The sequence below is a fragment of the Streptomyces sp. SA15 genome (assembly GCF_002291145.1).
GTDB lineage: Bacteria > Actinomycetota > Actinomycetes > Streptomycetales > Streptomycetaceae > Streptomyces.
This window is the reverse complement of the sequence record NZ_NTGE01000116.1, coordinates 24,355-47,894: the sequence shown is the minus strand read 5'-3', so window position 1 is coordinate 47,894 and position 23,540 is coordinate 24,355. Positions and strand designations below refer to the sequence as shown.

The following is a 23,540-nucleotide window of genomic DNA, read 5'->3' as shown; positions in this document are numbered from 1 at the left end:
TTTCTGTAGGGGGATTTCCTGAGGGATTTCCCTCGGGTCCTTTGCGGATCTTTCGTGAGTGGGTGGTCGAACCCCGGTCACACTGGCGGGCCCAGCCGTACGGACAGCACAGCCGAGGACGGATCTGTGATCATGAGGGCCGGACTCCGTGTCGGCGTCATGGCCAGCGCGGAGCGCAGCAGTCCGGCCAGCGCCGCGTGGGCCATGCTCCTGGCGAGCGCGGCTCCCAGGCAGTAGTGCACTCCGTGGCCGAACGCCAAGTGCGCGTTGTCCCGCCGGGCGGGGTCGATGACGCCCGGTTCGGTGAACCGGCGGTGATCGCGGTTGCCGGTTGCCAGGACCACTTGGACGAGGTCTCCCGGCGCGATGGTCGCTCCGCCCAGTTCGACCGGCTCGCGTGCGATGCGCAAGGTGCCCACCTCCGCGGGCCCGTGACGGCGCAGGATCTCCTCGACGAGCGCGGGGATCCCGGCCGGGTCAGAGCACCGCACGGCTCCCGTCAGGACCAGTACCGCCATGGTCCTGACGAGATGAGCGGTCGTGCGGTGCCCGGCGATCAGAATGCTCAGCGCCATGGAGACGAGTTCTCCCTCGGTGAGCCGGTCGCCGTCGTCTCTGGCCCGGACGAGCGCGGTGAGTAGGTCGTCCGTGTCCCACCGCGCGTCGCGTCGTACGGCGATCGCCTCCGTCATGTAGGCGATCAGCTCCCGGGCGTCCGCCACGACCCTCGCCGGGTCGCCGCTGGTGAGCCCCGCGGCCGACGAGCGCCACCGCTGCTGGTCGGCGGACGGTACTCCCAGCAGTTCACCGATGACCAGGACGGGGAGCTGATGGGCGAAGTGCTCCATCAGATCCACTGTGCCGTCGGCGTCGACGTGATCGGCGAGTCCCGTGAGCAGGTCGTCCACGATCTGCTCGACACGTGGCCCGAGTCGCTGTGTCCGACGGGCGGTGAAGGCGTGGGACACCAGTCTGCGCAGTCGGGTGTGGTCCGGCGGGTCGTAGGCGGCGAGGGTCGAGGTCAGGGCTGTACGCAGGTCTTCCGGCAGGTTCGCGCCGGGCAGGGGAACGCTGTCCTGCCGGCTGAGGTCGTTGCTGAAGCGAGAATCGGTGAGCACCGTGACGACCTCGTCGTATCCGGTGACGAGCCAGAGCTCGACGCCGCCGAAGTGGCGTCCGCGCATCACGGACGGGCCCGCCGACAGGGTGTCGTACCGGGTGTCCCGGTCGGCGGACGACAGGATCTCGTCCAGCCGTGGATCCTCGGGTGCGAAGGTGGACATGGCGGCCTTTCCGGTCATGAGCGTGGTCCGTTGCCCTTGAGGACCTCGGCGGTGTGCTCGCCGAGGTCCGGTGCGGGCGTGCGGAAGGAGTCGAGCCCGGCGCCGAACACCACCGGGAAGCGGACCTGGTGCCACTGCTGGTCCTCCGGTCCGCCCGGCACCTCGGCGATCAGCTGCCGGGCCTGGACGTGTTCGTCGTCGACGACCTCCGCCGCCGTCTCGTGAACCGGTGCCCAGGGCAGGTCCAGTTCGGTGAGGACCTCGATCCACCACTTCAGATCCCGGTCGGCGAAGACGGCGGCGAGGAGGACGGACACGGCCTCCTTGTGCCGGTTCCGGTCGGCCCGGCGGTCGTAGGCGTCAGTGGCCAGGGCGGGGAACTCACCGGCGAGCCGGTCGCGGAAGGCACGCCAGAACTTGTCCTCGAAGAGGACGAGTGACAGGCGTCGGCCGTCGCGCGTGGTGAACACGTCGTTGTCCCCGATGACCACTGGGCTGTCGGCCGCGGCGACATTGAGCGCAGGCAGGGCCAGCGGTCCGGCCCAGGCCGCGGCCGCCTCGTGCAGCGACACGTCGACATGCTGACCGGTGCCCGTCGTCGCGGCATGCTGCGCCGCCACGGTGATCGACAGAGCGGCGTACATCGCTCCCGTGAGGTCCGCGACCCGCACTCCGGGGCGGTCCACAGTGCCGGCCGGCCGTTGCGGTACGGCGAAGAACCCGGACAGGGCCAGGAAGTTCACATCGTGACCGGGACGCCGGGAGTAGGGGCCGGTCTGGCCGAAGCCCGACAGGGAGCAGAGCACCACACGTGGATTGGCACGCCGCAGCGCGTCGAAGCCGAGGCCGAGCCGGTCCAGCACACCGGGCCGGTGGCTCTCGATCACCACGTCGAACCGGGGCACCAGGGCCAGGAAGGACCGTTTTCCTTCAGGCTCGGCCAGGTCGAGCACCATCGAGCGCTTGTTGCGGTGGATCGCGGCGAACGTCTCGGGCATGACCTGCCGGAGCGGGTCTCCGCCAGGTGGCTCGACCTTGACGACGTCCGCCCCCAGGTCCGCGAGCAGCGAACTGGCGAAGCCGCCCGGCAGCAGCCGTGTCAGGTCCAGGACGCGCAGCTGCCGCAGCGGCAGCCACGGCGTGTCCTGCGGGCCCGTCATGCCGCCACCCCGCCGGGCAGGGCTGTCATCCCCGGCTCGGGAGCGTTCACCAGCACGGACATGTTGCCGGGCGGATGGGCGTTCTCGTACATGAGCCGGTGAAGTTCGGCGATGTCGTCGAACGGTGCCGTGCGGCTGAGGCAGGGATCGAGTCTGCCCGCCGCGACCAGGTTGGTGACCTCCCGGGACTCCCGGGCGTTGGCGCAGTGCGACCCTTGCAGGCGCTTCTGGAACATCCACAGGAAGCGCAGGTCCACGTCGCCGTTGTAGCCGCTGGTCCCGGCGCAGGTGACCACCATCCCGCCGTTGTCGCAGACGTACAGCGAGGTCGGCAGGGTGTCCTGGCCCGGATGTTCGAGCACGATGCGGGGCGACCGGCGCTCGCCGAGCACGTCCCAGATCCTGCGGCCAAAGGCACGGACACCGCTGAGCCAGTCGTGGTACGCGGCGGTGTCGGTGTGGTCCGGCAGCCTGCCCCAGTGGTCGAACTGGGTGCGGTCGATCACGCCTCGGGCACCCAGCCGGAGGCAGTGCTCGACCTTCTCCTCGGCCGACACCACCGCGATGGGCACGCCGCCGAGCAGATCGACGATCTGGATCGCCATGGAACCGAGGCTGCCCGAGCCGCCCCACACCAGGACCGGGTCGCCCGGCCGGACCGTGTGCGGCGGCCATCCGCACAGCTGGCGGTACGCGGTGGCGCCGCCGGCGAGGAAGCAGCCGGCCTCCTCCCAGGTGAGCCGTTCAGGCTTGGGGTGCAGCTGGTACTCGTCGACCACGGTGAACTGGGCGAAAGTGCCGAAGTTGAGTTCGTATCCCCAGGCCCGCTGGGAGCGGGAGACGGCCGGGTCCGTGCCGAGCCTGATGTCGTCCGCCCGCTCGTCCCATTTCAGCCCGCCGAACACGACGTGCTCGCCCACGCGGAACCGAGTGGCGCCCTCGCCGGTAGCCCAGACCACCCCCGATCCTTCGGAGCCCGCGATGTGGAAACCGTGCGGGTCGCCCTGCTTCTGCCGGGCGGCGATCACGTCCACGGGTGTGCCCAGACTGGCCCAGACGCCGTTGTAGTTGATGCCGGCCGCCATCACCAGCACCAGCACCTGGCCGGGGCCCACCGGCGGCACTTCGACGGTCTCGACCTTGATCGCGTCCTGCGGCGGGCCGTATCGCTCCGGACGGATCAGCGCCGCGTACATGTGCCGGGGCACCTCCCCCAGCGGGGGGATCTCGCCCAGCTCATAGAGGTCTCGTGTCATGTGCATCCAATCCCTGCGACGGCGAGGCGGCGCAACGCCTGGCCTGCCTCCGTGTGTTCCAGCAGGTAGAAGTGGCCGCCGGGAAAGCCCCGCCGGTGGGGCGGGCGCGGCACGTCGTCGGCCCACAGCCAGGCCTCGTCCGCGCTCGCCTCGTCGTCGGTCTCGCCGTACCAGATGTGGTACTCCGTGGCGTCGTGCCGTCCGCCGCGGCGGACCGGCCCGGAATATGTGTCGATGAGCTGCATGTCGTGGCCGAGGGCCGTCACGGCCCTCTCCAGCAGTTCGGTGTCGGCGAACAGTTCCGGAGGGCAGCCGCCGTACCGGATCATGTCGTCCCGCAGCCCCGTCCGGGACCGGGCGGTGAACGCCGTCGGCGGGAAGGTCGCGAGTCTGCTCGTGGTCGTGGGCGAGCGGGATCCGGACAGCACGACATCGGACACCAGGCGCCGGCGGTGGTCCGGCAATGCCTCGACCAGCGCGTGGGCCAGCAACGCGCCCATGCTGTGGCCGAAGACGACGGTGGGGCGGTCGAGCAGCTCCTCGAACTCCGGCCGGAGCCGGGTCACCGCTTCGGTGAAGGTGTGCGCGGGGTCGCCGGGGTCGTTGAGTTCCAGCAGGACGACGCCGCAGGTGTCCGGCATGTGCCGGGCCAGTGGCAGCAACGACGCGGCCGACCCGCCCGCGTAGTGCAGCAGCACGACACGGTGCAGGGCGTCCGCGGAGCCCAGCACGAGGTGCCGGGACATCGCGCGGGCGGTCATGCGGGTGCGCCGTCGTCGAGGGCCGCCCGCAGGACGCGGCCGATCTCGCGCAGGGGTGCGCCGTCGAGCATCTGCTGGTGTTCGCAGTCGATCGGATACGTGGTGATGGTGCCGGTGACGTGGGGCCGCCAGCTGTCCACGGTCAGGCGGCTCGCGCCGTGACCGCGGACGGCGGGGAAGAAGGCCATGTCGCCGTCGAAGGTGTCCGGAACATGCGAGGCGGCCAGTTCGGTGAAGTTCCGGGAGACCTGCACCAGCCGCCGCGACCGTTCGCCCAGCAGGGCCACCATCGGGTTGTCGTGCTCGCGCAACAGCGTCTCCGCTTCTTCCGCCGTCATCCCGTCCGGCAACCGGTCGGACAGGTCACCGACCGTCTCCAGCAGCGTCCGCAGGATGCTCACGCCGTCGGGCGACCCGGTCACCAGCCCTGCCGCCGGCGCCGCGTCGAGTACGGCCAGCAGTTCCACGTCCTCCCCCGCCTGGCGCAGCCTCGTCGCGACCTCGTGGGCGACGAGTCCGCCGAAGGACCAGCCGACAAGCCGGTACGGGCCCGGCGCGGCCTTCCTGATCCGGGTCGTGTAGTCGGCGGCGAGTTCGGCCACGGATCCCGGCAGCGGGCCGTCGTCGCTGTATCCGGGAGCCTGCAGGGCGTGGATCGGCACGGTGTGCGACAGCACCCGGATCAGACCCGAGTAGCGCCAGCCGAGCCCGCTCGCCGGGGGCAGGCAGAAGACCGGCGCCGCCGTCCCCTGGGGGCGCAGGGGTAGCAGGACGTCGAAGGCGGTGTCCTGGGCGATGCCGCCGCCCAGGATGTGCCGACGGGCGAATCCGGCGACCGTGGGGGTAAGGAACAGGTCTCTGATGGTCGGCGCGCCGCCGAGCCGGCGCCGGATCCGGCCGATCAGCCGCATCGCGAGCAGGGAATCGCCGCCGAGGTCGAAGAAGTCGTCGTCGGTGCCGACCTCGGGTACGCCCAGTACGTCGCGGTACAGCTCGCACAGCACTTCTTCCGTCCGGTTGACCGGGGCGGTGCGCGCCCGCCGGACCGGTGTCACCGCGCCGAGCGCGGCGCGGTCGACCTTGCCGTTGGCCGTCACCGGCAGCGAGTCGCGGACCACGACGACCGGCGGCACCAGGTAGGCGGGCAGCAGGTCCTGGGCGAAACGGGTCAGTTCGGCGGCGTCCGGCCGGTGTCCGGCCGACGGCACGGCGTGCGCCACCAGACGCGGACCCGCCGGCCCCTCGCCGGAAACGACCACGACGCAGTGCGCGACACCGGGGTGGGCGGCCAGCACGGACTCGACCTCGCCCGGTTCGACCCGAAACCCCCGGATCTTGACCTGTGTGTCGACGCGGCCGGCGAACTCAAGCAGGCCGTCGGAGTTCAGGCGCGCCAGATCGCCGGTGCGGTAGGCGCGTGCGCCCGACCCGCCGGGCTCGGCGACGTACCGGGTCGCGGTCAGGCCCGGCTGCCCCAGGTAGCCGCGGCCGACTCCGTCGCCCGCGATGTAGATCTCGCCGACGGTTCCCTCGGGTACCGGTAGCAGGGCGTCGTCCAGGAGGTGCATCCGGATGCCGGGCAGCGGCAGCCCGATGGGCACGGGCGCGCCGGCACTTCCGGCGGAGCGCATCCGGTGGACCGTGACGAACACCGTGGTCTCGGCCGGGCCGTATCCGTTGGCGAGGGACAGGCCGGGATTGCGCCGCAGCACCTCCCGCGCGGCCGCGGGCGGGACGACGTCGCCGCCGAGGAGCACCTCCCGCAGGCCCTCGAAGCACGACGGCTCGTCCTCGACCAGCGTCCGGAACAGGACGGGGGTGAAACAGGCCCAGGTGACCCGCTCGTCGCGGATGACGCGGGCGAGCGTGACGGTGTCCAGGTCACCGGGCGGGGCGAGGACCAGGCAGCCGCCGTTGAGCAGAGTGCCCCAGATCTCCGCGGTGGACGCGTCGAAGGCGAGCGGACTGTGCACGAGCGACCGGCGCGGTGCGCGGAAGCCCTCCTCACCGGCGAGCCAGGTGAGCTCCCGGCGGGAGACGGCCACGGCCTTGGGACGGCCGGTCGAGCCCGACGTGGACATGACGTAGGCCATGGCCCGCACCGGTACGGCGGGGAGCTCGACGTCGTCGCCGGGCGGCACGACCGTGGCCGGATCGACGAGCGGGACCCCGAAGTCCGTCGCCCCTTCGCCGTCGGCGAGCAGCAGCGCGGCGCGGGACTCGGCCAGGACGGTCCGTATCCGCGCGGTGGGGAACCGCTGGTCGAGCGCCACGTAGGCGGCACCCGCCTTCAACACAGCGAGCAGCGCGGCGATCATCCGGGGCGTGCGCTCCAGCAGCACGGCCACCGTGGTCTCCGCGCCGGCCCCGGCCGCCACCAGGGCCCGCGCCAGCCGGTCGGACCACGCGTCGAGTTCGGCGTAGGTGAAGGTCCGGTTCTCGCCGGTCACGGCTGGGGCGTCGGGGGTCTTGGCCACCTGGCCGGCGAAGAGGGCGATCGGATCGCGGTCGGCCGAGTCCACGGACGAAGCGGCCGCCATGATCGGTGCCCGGTCCCGGTGCCCGGTGACCCGCTCGACCGGCTGGTCCGGATCGGCTGCCATCGATTCCAGCGCGTCGCTGAGCCAGGTCACGATCTGCTCCGCCCGGGCCGGGGGGATCAGGTCGACGCGGTGGACCAGTCGCAGCCCCATCCCGTCGGGGTGGGCGGCGGCCACCAGGCCGATCGGATAGTGCATCCCGTCCCTGGCCTGCTCCAGCCGGACGGCCGTGTCGGACGGGCCCACCCGGACGGCGTCCCCGCCGGTCGGATAGTTCTCGAACGCCAGCGCGGTGTCGAACAGTTCACCGGCGCCGATCAGCCTGTGCACCTCGGCCAGCCCGAGGTGCTGCGCCTCGCCGAGAGCCGCCTGTTCGGCCTGGAAGCGGCGCAGGATGTCCGCCACGGTCTCGGCGGGGCGTGGAGTGAGCCGGACCGGCACGGTGTTGATGAAGCAGCCGATCATCGACTCGACGCCGGGGACGGCCGGCGGTCGCCCCGACACCACACTGCCGAAGACGACGTCCCGCCGTCCGGTGAGACGACCGAGTACGAGCCCCCAGGCGACGTGCACCATGGCGCTGGTCGTGACACCCAGTGTGCGAGCCGTCTCCCGTACCAATGCCGCGACCCGCGCGGGCAGCCGCCGACGCACTTCCTGCCGCGGACCTGCGGCCGCACCGCCACCGGCGGCCACTCGGCAGCTGTCCACACCCGACAGGGCGGCCCGCCAGGCCTCCCGTGCCGTCTCCCGGTCCTGCCCCGCCAGCCATGAGGCGAAGGCACGGTGCGCAGTCACCGCCGGAAGCCGGGCTTGGTCCCCGGCGGTCCGGTAGGCGGCGAAGAGCTCGCGCAGCAGCAACGGCAGCGACCAGCCGTCCAGCAGGATGTGATGGTTGGTCATGACCAGCCGGTGTTCTTCTCCGGCCAACCGCACCAGCAGCAACCGGATCAGGGGCGGAGCGGCCAGGTCGAAGCCCGCGCGGCGTTCCCCGGCCGCCAACGCGGCCAGCTCGGCCGCATCAACAGCCGCGGCTTCCTTCCAGGGGACGGTCACCTGTTCGGCGATCACCTGGACAGGGGGACCGTCCGGTGTCTGGACGAACGCCGCGCGTAGCGCGTCGTGGCGTTCGACGACCGTCTGGACCGCTTGACGCAGCGCGTCGGGATCCAGCTCTCCGGGCAGGGCGAGGACGCTCTGCACTACGTACGGGTCGTCGTGTTCGCGGTCGGGGCCGTCGAGCAGCGCGTGGAAGAGCAGGCCTTCCTGCAAGGGGGTGACCGGCAGCACGTCCGAGAGTGCCGGCCAGGTCCGCTCGATCCAGTCCACCTGCTGCTGGGTGAGGTCGACGAGCGGGAAGTCCGAGGGACTACGGGTGGCCGTCGCGCCGCGCGCATGGACGACGATGCCCTCCAGAGCCTCGAACCAGAGATCGGCCAGCTCTTCCACGTCCCGCTCGGCCAGCACCCCTGCCGGCCAGGTCCAGTTCGCGACGAGTCGTGGTCCCTCGGGGGTGTCCCTGACCATGGCGTCGAGCGCGACGGCGTGGGCCACGGCCCGCGCGGCGGTTTCCCGCGGCGGCATCGTCGCAGGGGCGGAATCGGCCGGGCCGGCCACCCGCCCCAGGTAGTTGACGCAGATCTGCGGCGTGCCCGCCCGCGCCAGCAGCGGCATGCTCTGGGGATTGAGGTAGCGCAGCAGGCCGAAGCCGAGCCCGGAGTCGGGCACGGACCGCAGCCGTTCCTTCACCCGCTTCACGGCCGTGCCCAGGTCCGGGGCACCGTGCCGGACGTTCGCCCACTCCAGTGCCCCGGGATCGAGGGCCACCGGGTGCAGCGTGGTGAACCATCCGACGGTCCGGGTGAGGTCGAGTCCGTCCTGCTCGACCCGGCCGTGCCCCTCCACGTCGAGCAGGACCGCGCTCGTCGCCGGGATACCGCGGCGCTTTCGCCACTCGCCGACGGCCAGGGCCAGCGCGGTGAGCAACACGTCGGGTACCCGGCCGTGGAACGAAGCAGGGGCCTCGGTAAGCAGCGGAGCCGTCGTCCCGGCCGGGGCCGTCCGCCGGATCGACCGGGTCGTGGCGACGGTGTCCTCGAAGGGATCGAGCGGCCGGTCGCCCAGCGCGGGGTCGGGGGTGCGCAGTACGTCCGTCCAGTGCCGGACCTCGGTGAGCCGGGAACGGTCCGCGGCGGCGGCGACCAGCCATTCGGCCCAGCGCTTGAAGGAGGTGCCGACCGGGGCGAGCTCGACCGGCCGGTCCTCCGCCAGAGCGGTCAGGGCCTGGTCGAGATCGCCGCTCAGGATCCGCCACGACACGGCGTCCACAACGAGATGGTGGGCGGTGAGGGACAGCAGACCGGGTGCGCCGGGTTCCCCTGCCAGCAGCACCGCGGCAAGCATGACCCCGCCGTCGGGGTCGAGGCGGTCCCGGGCAGCGCCCACCGACTGGGCCGCCAGCTCGCGCAGTGCGTCGCCGGACAGCCCGGTCGCGTCGGCGACGACGAGCAGGTCCTGCGCGTCGACGGCTCCCGGTTCCGGGATGTCCAGTGCCCATAGCCCTGTGTCGCCGTCACGGGACAGGCGCATCCGCAAGGTGTCGTGATGGTCGAGGACGGCCTGCAGCGCGGCGGTGACGTGGCCCCGGTCGAGTCCGGCCGGAACCGGGACGGCCACGGACTGCTCGAAGCCTGCGATGTCCTCACCGAGTTCGCGCAGCCAGTGCATGGCCGGGGTCAGCGGGACCGAACCCACCCCCTGATCGGACACGGGTGCCGGGGCGGGGCGGCCGGACGCGGCCACGGCGGCGAGTTCCGCGATCACCGGGTGCGCGAAGACGTCGCGCGGGGTCAGCGAGAGTCCCTCCCGGTCCGCCCGGCTCACCAGTTGGATGGCGAGGATGCTGTCGCCGCCGAGTTCGAAGAAGTGACCGTCGGCCGGCAGGTCGGACTGACCCAGCAGGTCGCCGATCAGACGGCACAGAACGCGCTCGTACTCGGTGACCGGGGTGTGGCCCGACACTCGGCCGGCACTCGGGGCCGCACCGGTGGCGGGAGCGGGCAGCTTCGCCCGGTCCACCTTGCCGTGGGCCGTGAACGGCAGGGCGTCCACAGGGACGAGCGCGGTCGGCACGAGGTGGTCGGGGACCCGCTCGGCGAGCCACCCGCGCAGCTCGGAGAGGCTTACGCCGCCGGGTTCTGCGACAACGTATCCGGCCAGCCGTTTCCCGGCCGGAGTGGAGAAGGCGGCCGCCGCAGCGGCGCGCACGGCGGGATGGCCGAGGAGGACCTGCTCGAGCTCGCCCAGCTCCACGCGGTGGCCGCGGATCTTCACCTGTCCGTCGGCCCGGCCGATGAAGTCGAGTTCGCCGTCCCGGCGCCGACGGACCAGGTCGCCCGTGCGGTACATGCGCGCACCCGGTGCGCCGTACGGATCGGCGACGAACCGGCCGGCGGTCACGGCCGGTTCGCCGCGATAGCCCCGGGCCAGTCCCGGACCCGACAGGTAGAGCTCGCCGACCATGCCGGGCAGTACCGGGCGCAGCGCGGGATCGAGCACGTATGCCTTGGTGTTGGCGAGCGGCTGGCCCAGGGGTGGTGCACCGTCACCGGTCAATGCCCCGGTGATTGTCGACGCCACCGTGCACTCGGTCGGGCCGTAGACGTTCAGGACCCGGCACGACGAGGCCCATTGGTCCACGAGCGAACCCGGTACCGTCTCGCTGCCCAGGGCGAGCACGAAGCCGTCCGGCAGCGCGCCGGGGCGGATGCGTGCGGCGACGGTCGGGGTCAGCGTCGTGTGCGTGACGCCGTGGCGCGCCACCAGATCGGCCAGGTTCGCCGCAGCGGTGACCCGGTCGGTATCGGGCAGCACCACGGCCGCGCCCGATGACAGCGTGAACAGGATGTCCCCGGTGGCCACGTCGAAGCCCGGCGAGGCGAATTCCAGGACCCGGCTTCCCGGCACGACCTGATAGGCGTCCGCAAGGCTGAGGGCCAGGCCCGGCAGTCCGCGGTGGGTCACCAGCACGCCCCGTGGGGTGCCGGTCGAACCCGAGGTGTGGATCAGGTAGGCCGGATGGTCGGGCGACCAGGGAAGCAGCCGATCGGTGTCGGTGGGGTCGTGAGCGGGGAGGTCCGGCAGGTGTTCCGCCGGGTCCAGGACGGGCGCGGCCGTCGGTCCCGCGTCGCCCTTGGCCAGGACCAGTGCGGGAGCGGCCCGGCCGAACAGCAGGCGCACCCGCTCGGCCGGGTAGTCGGGGTCCACCGGCATGTACGCTGCTCCGGATTTCAGTACCGCCAGCAGGGCGACGACCAGGTCGACGGACTGCGGAAGGTAGAGCGCGACGATCTGCTCGGCACCGATCCCCCGCGAGATGAGCCGGTGGGCCAGCCGGTTGGCGCGCTCGTTGAGCTCCTGATAGCTGATCCGATCCTCGCCGCACACGACGGCGTCGTAGTCCCGGTAGTGCGGGACCTGCCGTTCGAAGGCGGCCAGCGCGTGCTCGACGGGCACGGGGCGGTCCGTGTCGTTCCAGGGGAACTGGTCGGCGGCCGGTTCCAGGCGCACCGCCCCGATCCGCAGCGTGGGATCGGCCGCGACCTGATCGAGGAAGAGCACCAGCCGCGCGGCCAGTTCTTCCCCGGTGCGCCGGTCGAACAGGTCCGTGGCGAGTTCCAGGGCTCCTGCGAGGCCCTCGTACTCCCGGTCGGCACCACGGCGTTCGGCGACGTTGACGGCAAGGTCGTACTTCGCCGCGACATGGCCCGTGGGCTGCGCGCTCACCCGCACCCCGTCGAGGCGCAGCGGGGAAGCGCCGTACTGGTCGAACGCCAGCATGACCTGTACCAGGGGGTTGCGGGCCATGGACCGCTCGACACCGAGCATGTCGACGAGCCGTTCGAAGGGCACGTGCTGGCGGGAGTACGCGGCCAGGTCGGTCTGCCGGACGCGGTCCAGCAGGGTGGCGAAGTCCGGATCGCCGCTGGTGTCGGTGCGCAGGACCACCGTGTTGGCGAAGAACCCGATCATCGGATCCAGCGCGCTGTCGTCGCGGCCGGCCACCGGGGTGCCGATCGGTACGTCGGTACCGGCGCCGTGCCGGGTGAGCACCGCGGCGAGGGCCGCGTGCATCACCATGAACAGCGTCACGCCGTGGCGTTCGGCGAGCTCGGCGAGCAACCGGTGGGTGTCCGCGGAGACGGTGTATTCGACCAGTTCGCCCTGGTGCCCGGCGACCGCCGGGCGTGGGCGGTCGGTGGGCAGCGGAAGCTCCTCGGGCAGTTCGGCCAGTGTGTCGCTCCAGTACCGGATGTGCCGGGCGATCAGGCTGTCGGGATCGTTCTCGTCTCCGAGGAGCTCGCGCTGCCACACCGTGTAGTCCGCGTACTGCACGGGCAGAGGATGCCAGTCGGGTGCGACAGACCGCTTGCGAGCGGCATAAGCGGTGGACAGGTCCGTGGCGAGCGGTTCGAGGGAGGCTCCGTCGCCGGCGATGTGATGCAGGACCACCGACAGGACGTGGTCCTCGGGAGCGAGCCTGAACAGCCGTGCCCGCAGCGGGGGTTCCTCGGACAGGTCGAAGGCATGCGCCGATGCCGCCGCGAGTTCCGCGGCGAGTGCGTCGGGTGCGACGTCGCCGACGGCCAGGCCCGGCCAGATTTCGTCGACGGGGAGGATCCGCTGGTAGGGCACACCGTGGTCGCTGTCGATGACCGTGCGCAGCACTTCGTGCCGGTCCAGCACGTCCCTCAGAGCGGTCTGCAGGGCCGTCTCGTCCAGGGGCCCCCTCAGGCGCAGCGCGAACGGGATGTTGTAGGTCGCCGACGGCCCCTCCAGACGGTCGAGCACCCATAGCCGTTGCTGGGCGAACGACAGCGGGACGCGTTTCGGCCGGGTCACCGGGGCGACGCGGGGGCGGGCGGCCGCCTGATCATCGAACACCGCGTCGAGGGCGCGCACCGTCGTGGCCTCGAAGAGCCGTCGGATGGGCAGCTCCACCCCCAGTGCGTCGCGCACCCGGCCGATCAGCCGAACGGCCAGCAGGGAGTGTCCGCCGACCGCGAAGAAGTCCTCGTCGACGCCCACGGACGGGCGCTCGAGTACCTCGGCGAACAGGGCACACAGGGTCTCCTGACGCGGCGTCGCCGGGGGCGTCGCGTCCATGGCGGGCCGAGGGGCGGGCGGGCGTGCGGCCGGAGCGGGGGCGACGGTGTACTCGGCCGGCACGAGGTGGTCCGGCAGCCATCGAGCGGCGAACGCGCGCAGCCGGTCGACGTCGAGCGCATGGTCGTCCTCGGCAAGGACATGCACCGCGACGGTCTGCCTCCCCGCTTCCGTGTCGTAGTGGAGCACGGCGGCGACCTGCTGAACGTCGTCGTGCTCGGCCAGGACCTCCTCGATCCGGGCGAGGTTGATCTCCCGGACAGCCGGCACCGGGGCCAGATGCCCGTCGAGTGCGTCCCCGGCCGTGAGGTCCACGGCTCCGATCCGCACCGACGGGTCGGCCGCCACCGTCTCCAGCAGCCGCCGCAGCCGGTCGACGAGCCGTTCCACCGTGAGCCGGTCGAAGAGGTCCGAGCGGTACTCCACCATGCCGGCCACGCCTGCGGGACGGCCCGCGACCGGGTCGCGTTCGGCGAGGTTGAACCCCAGGTCGAAGTTGACCGCGCCCACGTCCAGCGGTTCACCGGTGATCCGCACGCCCGGCAGGGACGTCTCGGTCCGGGGGGCATTCTGGAGCACCATCATGACCTGGAACAGGGGATGGCGGGCCAGCGAACGCTCCGGATTGAGCGCCTCCACAAGGTGCTCGAACGGCAGGTCCTGGTTGTCGTAGGCGGCCAGACCCGCCTGCCGGGCCCGGTCGATCAGCTCACCGAATCCCGGATCGCCGGAGGTGTCCACGCGCAGTACCTGGGTGTTGACGAAGAACCCGACCAAGTCCTCCGTGGCCGTGTCGGTCCGTCCGGCGATCGCGCTGCCGAGCAGGACGTCGGTGCCGGCGCCCACGCGGGTGAGGAGGGCGGCGACGGCACTCTGCAGCACCATGAACAGGCTGGCACGGTGCGCACGAGCGAGGTCCAGCAGCCGGGCGTGCAGATCGGCCCCCAGCTCGAACGACAGCCGCTCGCCCGCCGGTGTGGAGTTCTCGGCTCTCGGCCGGTCGGTGGGCAACGAGGTCTCCGCCGGGGCGGCAGCCAGTGCCCGGCGCCAGTGGACGAGCTGGCGGGACATCGCGCTGTCGGGGTCGTCGGGGCTGCCCAGCACCTCGCGCTGCCACAGCGCGTAGTCGGCGTACTGCACCGGCAGGTCGGGCCAGTCGGGGGCCTGGTCCCGCGCCCGGGCCCGGTAGGCCGCGGCCAGGTCCCGGGCGAGCGGTCCGACCGACCAGCCGTCGGCCGCGATGTGGTGCAGGACCAGCAGCAGCACATGCTCGTGGTCGTCGAGCGCGAACAGAGTGGCGCGCAGCGGCAGGTCGGTCGTGACGTCGAAGGGCACCCGGCCGGCCGCGGCCAGGGCTCCGGGCAGCGCGTCCGGATCGGTGGCGACCACCGGGAGTTCGGGCCGCGCCCGCTCGGCGGGCCGGACGATCTGGGACGGCTCGCCGTCCTGCTCGGGAAACACCGTGCGCAGCGTTTCGTGACGGGCCACCAGGTCGCACAGCGCCTCGCGGAGCGCGTCCCGGTCCAGGTCTCCGCTCAGGCGCAGCACGGTCGGCAGGTTGTAGCCCGGTGAGGACGTCTCGAAACGGTTGAGGAACCACAGGCGCAGCTGCGCGAACGACAGCGGGATGCGCGGCGGCCTCGGCATCGGGAGGAGCGGCGGACGCGCCGGTGTGCGGGCGTCCAGTCGTTCGCACAGGGCAGCGACGGTGGCGCCCTCGAAGACGTGCCGGATCGGGATCTCGATGCCGGTGACCGACCTGATCCTGCTGACGAGCCTGGTGGCCAGCAGGGAGTGCCCGCCAAGTTCGAAGAAGTTGTCGTCGATGGTCACCTCGGGCACCCCGAGCACCTCGGCGAACAGCTCGCACAGCACCTGCTCCCGGGGCGTGCGCGGCGGGCGTCCGGACGACAGGACCGCGAAGTCCGGCTTCGGCAGTGCGCTTCTGTCGAGCTTTCCATTGGCGTTCAGGGGGAGTTCGTCGAGGATGACGAAGGCGGCCGGGATCATGTAGTCCGGCAGCCACCGCCGCAGGCCGGTCCGCAGCCGGTCGCTGAATCCCCGCAGGCGGCGGGTGCGTGCGGGGCTGTTGGCGTGCTCTTGCAGGCTGTCCCCGGCCGAGTCCCCCGCGTAGGCCTGCACCGCGGTGGCGTCGGCGTGCGCGGGCAGGAAGACCGCGTCGAAGCAGTCGTCCCGGCCCTGTCCGGACCAGGTGGTCACCACCTGGAAGCCGTGAGCGGCACCCACGTCGTGGAGGTCCTCGGGGTCCACACCCCGCCCCTCGGCCCGCAGGGCGGCCAGCACTCGGGCGGTTCCGCTGCCACGCCGCAGCTCACGCAGGGCGTCGTACTCGGCGAACAGCCGGCCGTTGGGCACGTCGGTGACGCGGAGGCCGCCGGGCGCGCCCCGCAGCGCCTCGGCCAGTGCGCCGGTCGAGCCCAGGTCCGTCCAGTCCGTCTTGGGCAGGCGGTCGACCGGGGCCGGGGCGGCGGGTGCCTTGATGATCACCACCTCGTAGCGGTAGCGCGACAGCTCGTTGTCGAACCGGCCCCGCTTGAGCCTGATGTCCACCCCCGCGATGTCGGGGGACGTCCGGGCGAGCGCGACGAAGAAGTCGGGTGCCAGCAGCAGCTCCTCCTCGGCGGCCACCTTGTGCTCCACCAGGGCACGGACCGAGGACGTGTCCGCTGCGTCGGTGAGCCGTCCGACGGCGACCGCCGTCTGCAGACAGCGCAGCAGGCGCAGGTTGCGGATGTCGCCGAGGACGACGGAGCCGCCGGGCACCAGCAGATCCAGGCACTTGTGCAGCACGTCGGTGAGGTAGCCCGCGTGCGGGAAGTACTGGACCACCGAGTTGAGCACGATGGTGTCGAAGAAGTCGCGGGGCAGTCCACTGACGTCGTCGGCGCTCTGGACCCGCAGTTCGATGCCCGGCCGGTCCTCGCCGTGCGCCCGCAGCCGCTCCCCCAGCTCCGTGATCACCGACGGGGAGAAGTCCGTCCCCCAGTACGCCTCGCACTGGGGGGCCAGCCGGGACAGCAGCAGGCCGTTGCCGACGCCGATCTCCAGGACGCGCCGGGGCTTCAGCCGCAGCACTTGGTCGACGACCGCCGAGCGCCACTGGGTCATCTCGGCGAGCGGGAGGTGCCGGCCGTCGTAGCTGCTCTGCCAGACCGTGAAGTCCTCCCAGAAACCTCCGTCGGCGACCTGGTCGGCGTAGAGCGAGTCGTAGAGGTCGCGCCACGAGCTGACCTGGTCGTTCTCCTCCTGCTCGTCGCGGCCCGCGGACCATGCCGTGCCGGGGACGACGTAGCCGACGAGCGTGCGCTCGCCGTCGCCCGTCTCGTCGACCAAGACGGTGGCCTCCACGACGTCGTCCTGGCGGGACAGTGCCGCCTCGACCTCACCGAGTTCGATGCGGAAACCGCGTACCTTGACCTGGTCGTCGGCCCGGCCCACGAAGTTCAGTCCGCCGGCCCGGCGCCACCGCACCAGGTCGCCGGTGCTGTACATCCGGCTTCCCGGCTCGCCGAAGGGATCGGCCACGTACCGTTGCGCGGTCAGCGACCGACGGTCGAGGTATCCCCGCCCGAGGCCCGTCCCGGCGATGTAGAGCTCACCGGTGACGCCGACGGGCACCGGTCGCAGGTTGGGGTCGAGCACGTACATGCGGACGTTCTGGGTCTGACTGCCCACCGGAGGCGGGCCGTCGGCGACCGTCCGGGAGGCGTCGACCTCGGCCAGGGTGCTCCACACGGTGGTCTCGGTGGGGCCGTAGAGGTTGACGACCCCGCGGCCCACCGCCTCCATCCGCGCGGCGAGGCCGGCGCCCAGCGCCTCGCCGCCGACCAGCAGCCGCATCCCGCGCAGTCCTTCGGGCGCGTGAGCGAGCAGCGTGCGGTACAGCGACGGTGTGGCCTGCAGGACGGTGGCGCCATTGCGCACGGCGAGTTCGGCGAGCGCGGCGGGGTGGCGGACGGCCTCCGACTCGGCGACGACCACCCGGCCGCCGTGCAGCAGGGGCAGGTAGACGTCGACCGCGACGATGTCGAACGCGACGGTCGCGACGGCGAGCGTGCAGTCGTCACTGCTCATCGGGAACCGCTCGGCGAAACCCGTCAGGTTGTTGATGATGCTCCGGTAGGAGATCACGACGCCCTTGGGCCGACCGGTGGAGCCGGAGGTGTGGATGATGTAGGCGGCGTTGCCGGGCAGGATCGGCGCGACGCGGTCCTCGTCGGCCGGGTCCGAGGCGTCCTGCCCGGCCAGGGCGCGCTCGGTCGAGGGGTCACCGAGCACGATCATCGGGGTGTCCCCCGCGGGCAGGCGGGGTGCGATGTCCGGGGTGGTGATCAGGAGGGCCGGCTGGGCATCGCCGAGCAGGAACTCCAGCCGCTCGGCCGGATGCGTGGGGTCCATGGGGAGGTACACGCCCCCGGCCTTCTGGACGGCGAGTAGTGCCACGACCATGTCGACCGAGCGGGGGACGGCCAGGGCGACGACGTGTTCGGGTCCGACGCCGTGGGCGATCAGCTCACGGGCAAGGCGGTTGCTGCGCGCGTTGAGCTGGGCGTAAGTCAGCCCGTCGCGGCCGCAGCGCACCGCGGGAGCGTCTGGTGTGGCTGCAGCCTGTTGCTGGAAGCGTTCGTGCAGGAAGTGGGACGGCAGGGGCCGGTCCGTCCGATTGCGCGTCACCAGCAGGTCCTGCTGCTCGGCCGGGGAGAGGAACACCACCTGCTCGATGGGGGTCGCGGGGTCGCGCACCACAGCCCGCAGGAACTCGCTATACCATGCGACGAGCCGTTCCACGGTCTCCCGGTCGAAGAGGTCGGTGGCGTACTCGACCGTGCCATACAGGCCGTCGGGTCCGCCCGCTGCCGTACGGCGCTCGGCCATGCTGACGAACAGGTCGAACTTGGCGTTGCGGGCGTGCACCGGACGGGGGCGGGCGGTCAGGCCGGGCAGGTCGACCGTGACGTTGTCGACGTTCTGCAGGGCGAACATCACCTGGAACAGGGCGTTGCCCGACAGAGAACGCGCCGGGTTCATCGTCTCCACCAGGTGCTCGAAGGGCAGGTCCTGGTGGGCGTAGGCATCGAGGTCGGTGGCGCGGACCCGGGCGAGGAGCTGACGGAACGCGGGGTTGCCCGAGGTGTCACAGCGCAGCACCAGGGTGTTGACGAAGAACCCGACGAGCCGGTCGAGCGCGTTGTCAGTCCGACCGGCGACAGGTGTGCCCAGCGGAATGTCGGTGCCGGCGCCCAGCCGGGTCAGGAGTGCCGCGAAGGCGGCCTGCAGCACCATGAACAGCGTGGCCCGGCCGGTCCGGGCGAGGTCGGCGAGTTCGGCGTGCAGATCGGCGTCGAGTGTGAAGTCGACGGTGTCGCCGCGATAGCTGGCCACCGCGGGCCGCGGCCGCTCGGTCGGCAGGTCGAGTTCCGCCGGGACACCGTCGAGGGCGGTGGTCCAGAACGTCACCTGGCGGCCGATGAGGCTGTCGATGTCCTGGCCGTCGCCGAACATCTGGTGCTGCCACAGCGCGTAGTCGGCGTACTGCACGGGCAGAGGCGCCCAGTCGGGCCGCGCACCGTCGCGCCGCGCGGCGTAGGCCGTGCCGAGGTCGCCGAGGAGCGGGCTGAGCGAGGAGCCGTCGCCGGCGATGTGATGCAGCAGCAGGACCAGGACGTGGTTCTCGGTGGATGCCCGGGACGTGAACGCCCAGGCACGCAACGGTGGTTCCGCGGTCAGGTCGAAGGTGTGGCCCACCGCTGCGCGCACCGCGTCGTCGAGTGCGTCGGGGGCGACGGCGGCCACGGTGAGCTGCGGCTCGACGGCGTCCGGTGCCAGCACCACCTGGTGCGGCAGGCCGTCGTGGGACGGGAAGACCGTGCGCAGGCTTTCGTGCCGCAGCATCACGTCGGCCAGGGAGGCGCGCAGCGCGTCCGTGTCCAGCCGGCCCCTGAGGTTCAGCACGACGGGGATGTTGTACGTCGGGCTCTGCCCCTCGAGCTGGTTGATGAACCACAGCCGCCGCTGCGCGAACGACAGCGGGATGCGCTCGGGACGCGGCATGGGGCGCAGGGACGGCCGGGTGGCGGCAGCGGGGTCCAGCGCAGCCGCGAGGCCCGCCACGGTCGGTGTCTCGAACAACTGCCGGAGGGCGACCTCGACACCGAGCGTGGCACGGATCCGGTTGACCAGCCGGGTGGCGAGCAGCGAATGACCGCCGTGGGCGAAGAAGTCGTCGTCGATGCCGGTCCCGGCCAGTCCCAGCACCTCGGCGAACAGGTCGCACAGGATCGACTCGCGCGGGTTGCGGGGGCGCCGTCCGGCACTGTGGGGGCGCTGCGGCGCGGGCAGCGCCCGGCGGTCGACCTTGCCGCTCGGCCCGACCGGTATCTCGTCCAGCGTCGTGAAGGACGAGGGCACCATGTACTCCGGCAGTACCGAGGCGGCCAGTTCACGGACCGCCGAGATGTCCGTGCCGGGCCTGGCGAGCAGGTAGGCGGCCAGTTCCTGGCCGTGCGCCACCACCACGGCCCGGCGGACGCCGGGGTGCCGTGCGAGCGCCGACTCGACTTCGCGCAGTTCGACCCTGAAGCCTCTGATCTTGACCTGGTCGTCGGTCCGGCCCAGAAACTCGAGGACTCCGTCGGCCCTGCGGCGGACGAGGTCACCGGTGCGGTACATCCGTTCGCCGGGTGTCCACGGGTTGGCGACGAACCGTTCCGCGGTCAGCCCGGGCCGGCCGAGGTAGCCGCGGGCGAGCTGGGCGCCCGCCAGGTAAAGCTCACCGGGCACTCCGGGCAGAGTGGGGCGCAGGTAGGCGTCGAGGACGTGGGCCTGGGTGTTCCATCCGGGTCGGCCGATCGGGACCATGTCGTCGCACACGTCCCAGGCCGTCACGTCCACGGCCGCTTCGGTGGGGCCGTAGAAGTTGGCCAGCTCGGCGCCGAGGGTGCGCCGGAACGACGCGGCCAGTTCCACGGGCAGCGCCTCGCCACTGCACACGACCAGCCGCAGCGAGGAGCATCCGGACGCGGCCGGTTCCTCCAGGAACATCTGCAGCATCGAAGGGACGAAGTGCGCCGTGGTGACATGCTGCTTCTGGATGAGCTCCGCGAGGTAGCGCGGGTCCTTGTGGCCCTCCGGCCGCGCGAGGACCAGCGTGGCCCCGGTGATCAGCGGCCAGAAGAACTCCCAGACGGACACGTCGAAGCTCGACGGTGTCTTCTGCAACACCCGGTCGTCGGCGCGCAGCCCGTAGGTGTCCTGCATCCACCGCAGCCGGTTGAGAATCGCGGCATGGCTGACCACGACGCCCTTGGGCAGGCCGGTGGAGCCCGAGGTGTGGATGACGTAGGCCGGGCTGTCCGGCCACAGGGTCCTCGGCGGGGCGGAACCGGTCTGCGCCCGGGATGCGCGGACCTCGGACGGGTCGTCGAGGACGACCGCGGGTTCGGCGTCGGCCAGCATGAACGCGATGCGCTCCGCCGGGTAGCCGGGATCGATCGGCAGATAGGCGGCCCCTGTCTTGTGCACCGCGTACAGCGCCACCATCAGTTCGGCCGAGCGGGGCAGGGCCACGGCCACCGTGCGCTCCGGGCCGGCGCCACGTCGGACGAGGTGTCCGGCGAGCCTGTCGGCCCACGCGTCGAGTTCGGCGTAGGTGAGCGTGGTGTCCTCGGCCACGACCGCGACGGCGTGCGGAGTGCGGGCGGCTTGGGCCTCGATCAGGCTGGGCAGGTCGGTCGCCGCGAGGTCCGCGTCCGAGCCGCGGGCGTGGGTCAGTGCCCGGGCTGTTTCCGCCCGGAATGGCGTGTCGGTGCGGGCGACGCCCGCTCCCGGCCGGGTGGCCAGTTCGCCCAGCAGGTCGACCAGCCGGTCGGCGATCGCCCGTGCCCGCTCGGTGTCGAAGACGTCGGTTCGGTGCATCACCCTCAGCTCCAGCGCGCTTCCGCGCAGGGAGGCGCCGAGGCTCAGCGGGTAGTGCATGGCGTCTTCGGCGCTCTCGACCGACACCCGTACGCCGTCGAGCATGGCCTGCACACCGTCCCGGTCGACCGGGTAGTTCTCGAACACCACGGCCGTGTCGAACAGTTCGGTGGCACTTGCTGGCCGGTGCAGCTCGGCCAGGCTCAGGTACTGGTGGTCGGCGAGCGCCGACTGTTCGCGTTGGACCCGCGCGGCGAGTTCTCCCAGCGACTCGGCCGGGTCCAGCCTGACGCGCACTGGCACGGTGTTGATCAGCAGGCCGACCATGGTCTCGATCCCGGGCAGTACCGGGGGCCGGCCGGAGACCACGCTGCCGAAGACGAGGTCGACCCGGCCGGTCAGCCGGGCCAGCAGCAGGGCCCAGGCCGTGTGCACCGTGGTGCTCACCGTGATGCGCAAGTCCTTCGCGGTCTCCCGCAGCGCATCGGTGACCTGCGCGGGCAGCCGCACCGTGACGTGCTCGTGGCTCGACGGCCGCGCGGCGGCCCGGCCGATGCCCTGCGCCGCGACGAGAGTCCCCCCGTCCAGTCCGGACAGCACTTCGCCCCACATCTGCCGGGCGGCGTCACGGTCGCGTTCGGACAGCCACCGCAGGTACTCGCGGTACGGCGTGACCGCGGGCAGGTGGCCGTCGTCGCCGTCGGCCGCGTACACGGAGAACAGGTCGCGCAGCATCAGCGGGCCGGACCAGCCGTCGAGCAGGATGTGATGGTTGGTCACCACGAAGCGGTGTGCGTCCGGTGCCAGCCGGACCAGGGTGAACCGGATCAGCGGCGGCCGGGCCAGGTCGAATCCGGCGTCCCGGTCCTCCCGCAGCAGCCGAGCCAGCTCCGCCTCCCGCTCCGGCAGCGGCAGTGCGCTCAGGTCGTGCTGCTGCCATGCCACCTCCACGCGGCGCGGCACGACCTGGATGGGCGTGCCTTCGCGCTGGCTGAGGAAGGCGGCCCGCAGGTTCTGGTGCCGAGTCAGAATCCGCTCGGCGGCCTGCCGCAGCCCGTCGGCACGGATCGGACCGTCGAGAGCCAGGACGAGCTGCACTACGTACGGATCGGCCTGCCCGTCGCCCAGCTGGGCGTGGAAGAGCATGCCCTCCTGCAGGGGTGACAGCGGAAGTACGTCGACGACCCCGGAACGGTCCATCAGAAACTCCACTTCTCTTCGAGCAGGTCCAGTTCCTCCTGGTTGAGCGAGACCAGGGGTACGTCGGAAGGAGTGCGGCCGGCCTTGCTTCCCGTGCGGGCGCGGGCGCACAGCGCCGCCAACGTCTCGTTCCAGAGGTCGGCGAAGTCGGCCGCCTGCTGTTCGCCGAGGAGTGCGCGCGCCCAACTCCAGGTGACCGAGAACTCCGGCCCCCGGGGCAGGTCTGTGCAGACAATCGTCAGTTCGAGGGCGTGCGGCACCGGCATCCGCGGATCGGCGGCCGGCACGGGCACGGGGTCGGCGGTCGGAAGCCAGTCCGCCTCGTCGGAGACCTCGAACCGGCCGAGGTAGTTGAACCCGACCTCGGCCCGGCGACGGGCCAGGGGTTTGTCGATCCCGTCCGGCGTCAGGTAGCGCAACAGGCCGTATCCGGCTCCGCCGTCGGGGCACCCGCGGAGCTGTTCCTTCACCCGGCGCGCGGCGCGCTCCACGGCCTGGCCGCCGGAACGCAGATCCTCGGGTGGCACCGTGCCGGGGTCGAGCCGGACGGGATGTATCCGGGTGAACCAACCGACCGTGCGGGACAGGTCGGTTCCCTCAGTGTCCCCTGTCAGGTCCCGGCCGTGGGCCTCGACGTCGACGAGCACGCCCTGGCCGGGGATCCGCCGTCGGCGGCGCCACTCGTCGGCCGCGAGCGCCAGGGCGGACAGCAGGACCTCGTCCACCCGGAGGTTCAGGGCGGTGCTCACCTCGCCGAGGATCGCCGACGTCAGCTCCGTGGGCACGGTGGTACGCAGTCGGCCGAGGTCGGCGAAGGTGTCCCGCTCGGGCACCAGAGCGTCCTCGCCGAACAGCCCGGGTCCCGCGGCGAGTGTGCGGCGCCACCACGGCAGTTCCTCCCGCCGCCGCAGATCCTTGGCGGCGGCGGAAAGCCGTCTGGCCCATCCGCGGAAGGAGGCCGTCACCGGCGTGAGTGCCACCGCACGGCCCGCCTCGGCGGCCCGATAGGCAGCCGCCAGGTCCGGCAGCAGGATCCGCCAGGAGACCCCATCGACGACGAGGTGGTGGACGACCAGCAGCAGCCGGCCGGGCCGGGCCGGCGTCGAACCAGACGGCCTGCAGCATCACGCCGTTCCACGGATCGAGGCGTGCGGCGGCCGCCGCGCCCTCGGTGGCCCGTGCGGATTCGTCCGCGGTGGTCGCGTCCGCCCGCCGCAGCAGTGGCGCGGCACGGCAGGCA

At 72.0% G+C, this 23,540-nt stretch carries 6 protein-coding genes; all 6 read right to left on the bottom strand.

Annotated elements, in window-relative coordinates; all coding sequences use genetic code 11:
* Window positions 1-77: 77 nt before the first annotated feature.
* Genes CLM62_RS27475 through CLM62_RS51905 form a run of 6 tightly spaced genes read right to left on the bottom strand, consistent with a single transcriptional unit; the run spans window position 78 to window position 23,328 of the window.
* On the bottom strand, window positions 78-1,301 hold the full coding sequence (locus tag CLM62_RS27475; protein ID WP_095752604.1) for a cytochrome P450: 1,224 nt from the start codon (window positions 1,299-1,301) through the stop codon (window positions 78-80).
* Window positions 1,298-2,443: a CaiB/BaiF CoA-transferase family protein gene (locus CLM62_RS27470; RefSeq protein WP_095752603.1), complete on the bottom strand. Its 1,146-nt coding sequence runs from the start codon at window positions 2,441-2,443 to the stop codon at window positions 1,298-1,300. The genes CLM62_RS27475 and CLM62_RS27470 overlap by 4 nt, the downstream gene beginning before the upstream one ends.
* Complete coding sequence (gene ccrA / locus CLM62_RS27465; protein ID WP_095752602.1) at window positions 2,440-3,705, bottom strand: crotonyl-CoA carboxylase/reductase; 1,266 nt, start codon at window positions 3,703-3,705, stop codon at window positions 2,440-2,442. The genes CLM62_RS27470 and ccrA overlap by 4 nt, the downstream gene beginning before the upstream one ends.
* Window positions 3,696-4,460 carry a thioesterase II family protein gene (locus CLM62_RS27460; RefSeq protein WP_095752601.1) on the bottom strand — a complete coding sequence of 255 codons (765 nt, stop codon included), beginning with the start codon at window positions 4,458-4,460 and terminating at the stop codon, window positions 3,696-3,698. The genes ccrA and CLM62_RS27460 overlap by 10 nt, the downstream gene beginning before the upstream one ends.
* Window positions 4,457-22,300 (bottom strand): non-ribosomal peptide synthetase, encoded by a 17,844-nt coding sequence (locus CLM62_RS27455; RefSeq protein WP_143659158.1) that lies wholly within the window; start codon window positions 22,298-22,300, stop codon window positions 4,457-4,459. The genes CLM62_RS27460 and CLM62_RS27455 overlap by 4 nt, the downstream gene beginning before the upstream one ends.
* On the bottom strand, window positions 22,300-23,328 hold the full coding sequence (locus tag CLM62_RS51905) for a condensation domain-containing protein (protein ID WP_257004123.1): 1,029 nt from the start codon (window positions 23,326-23,328) through the stop codon (window positions 22,300-22,302). The genes CLM62_RS27455 and CLM62_RS51905 overlap by 1 nt, the downstream gene beginning before the upstream one ends.
* Window positions 23,329-23,540 lie beyond the last annotated feature (212 nt).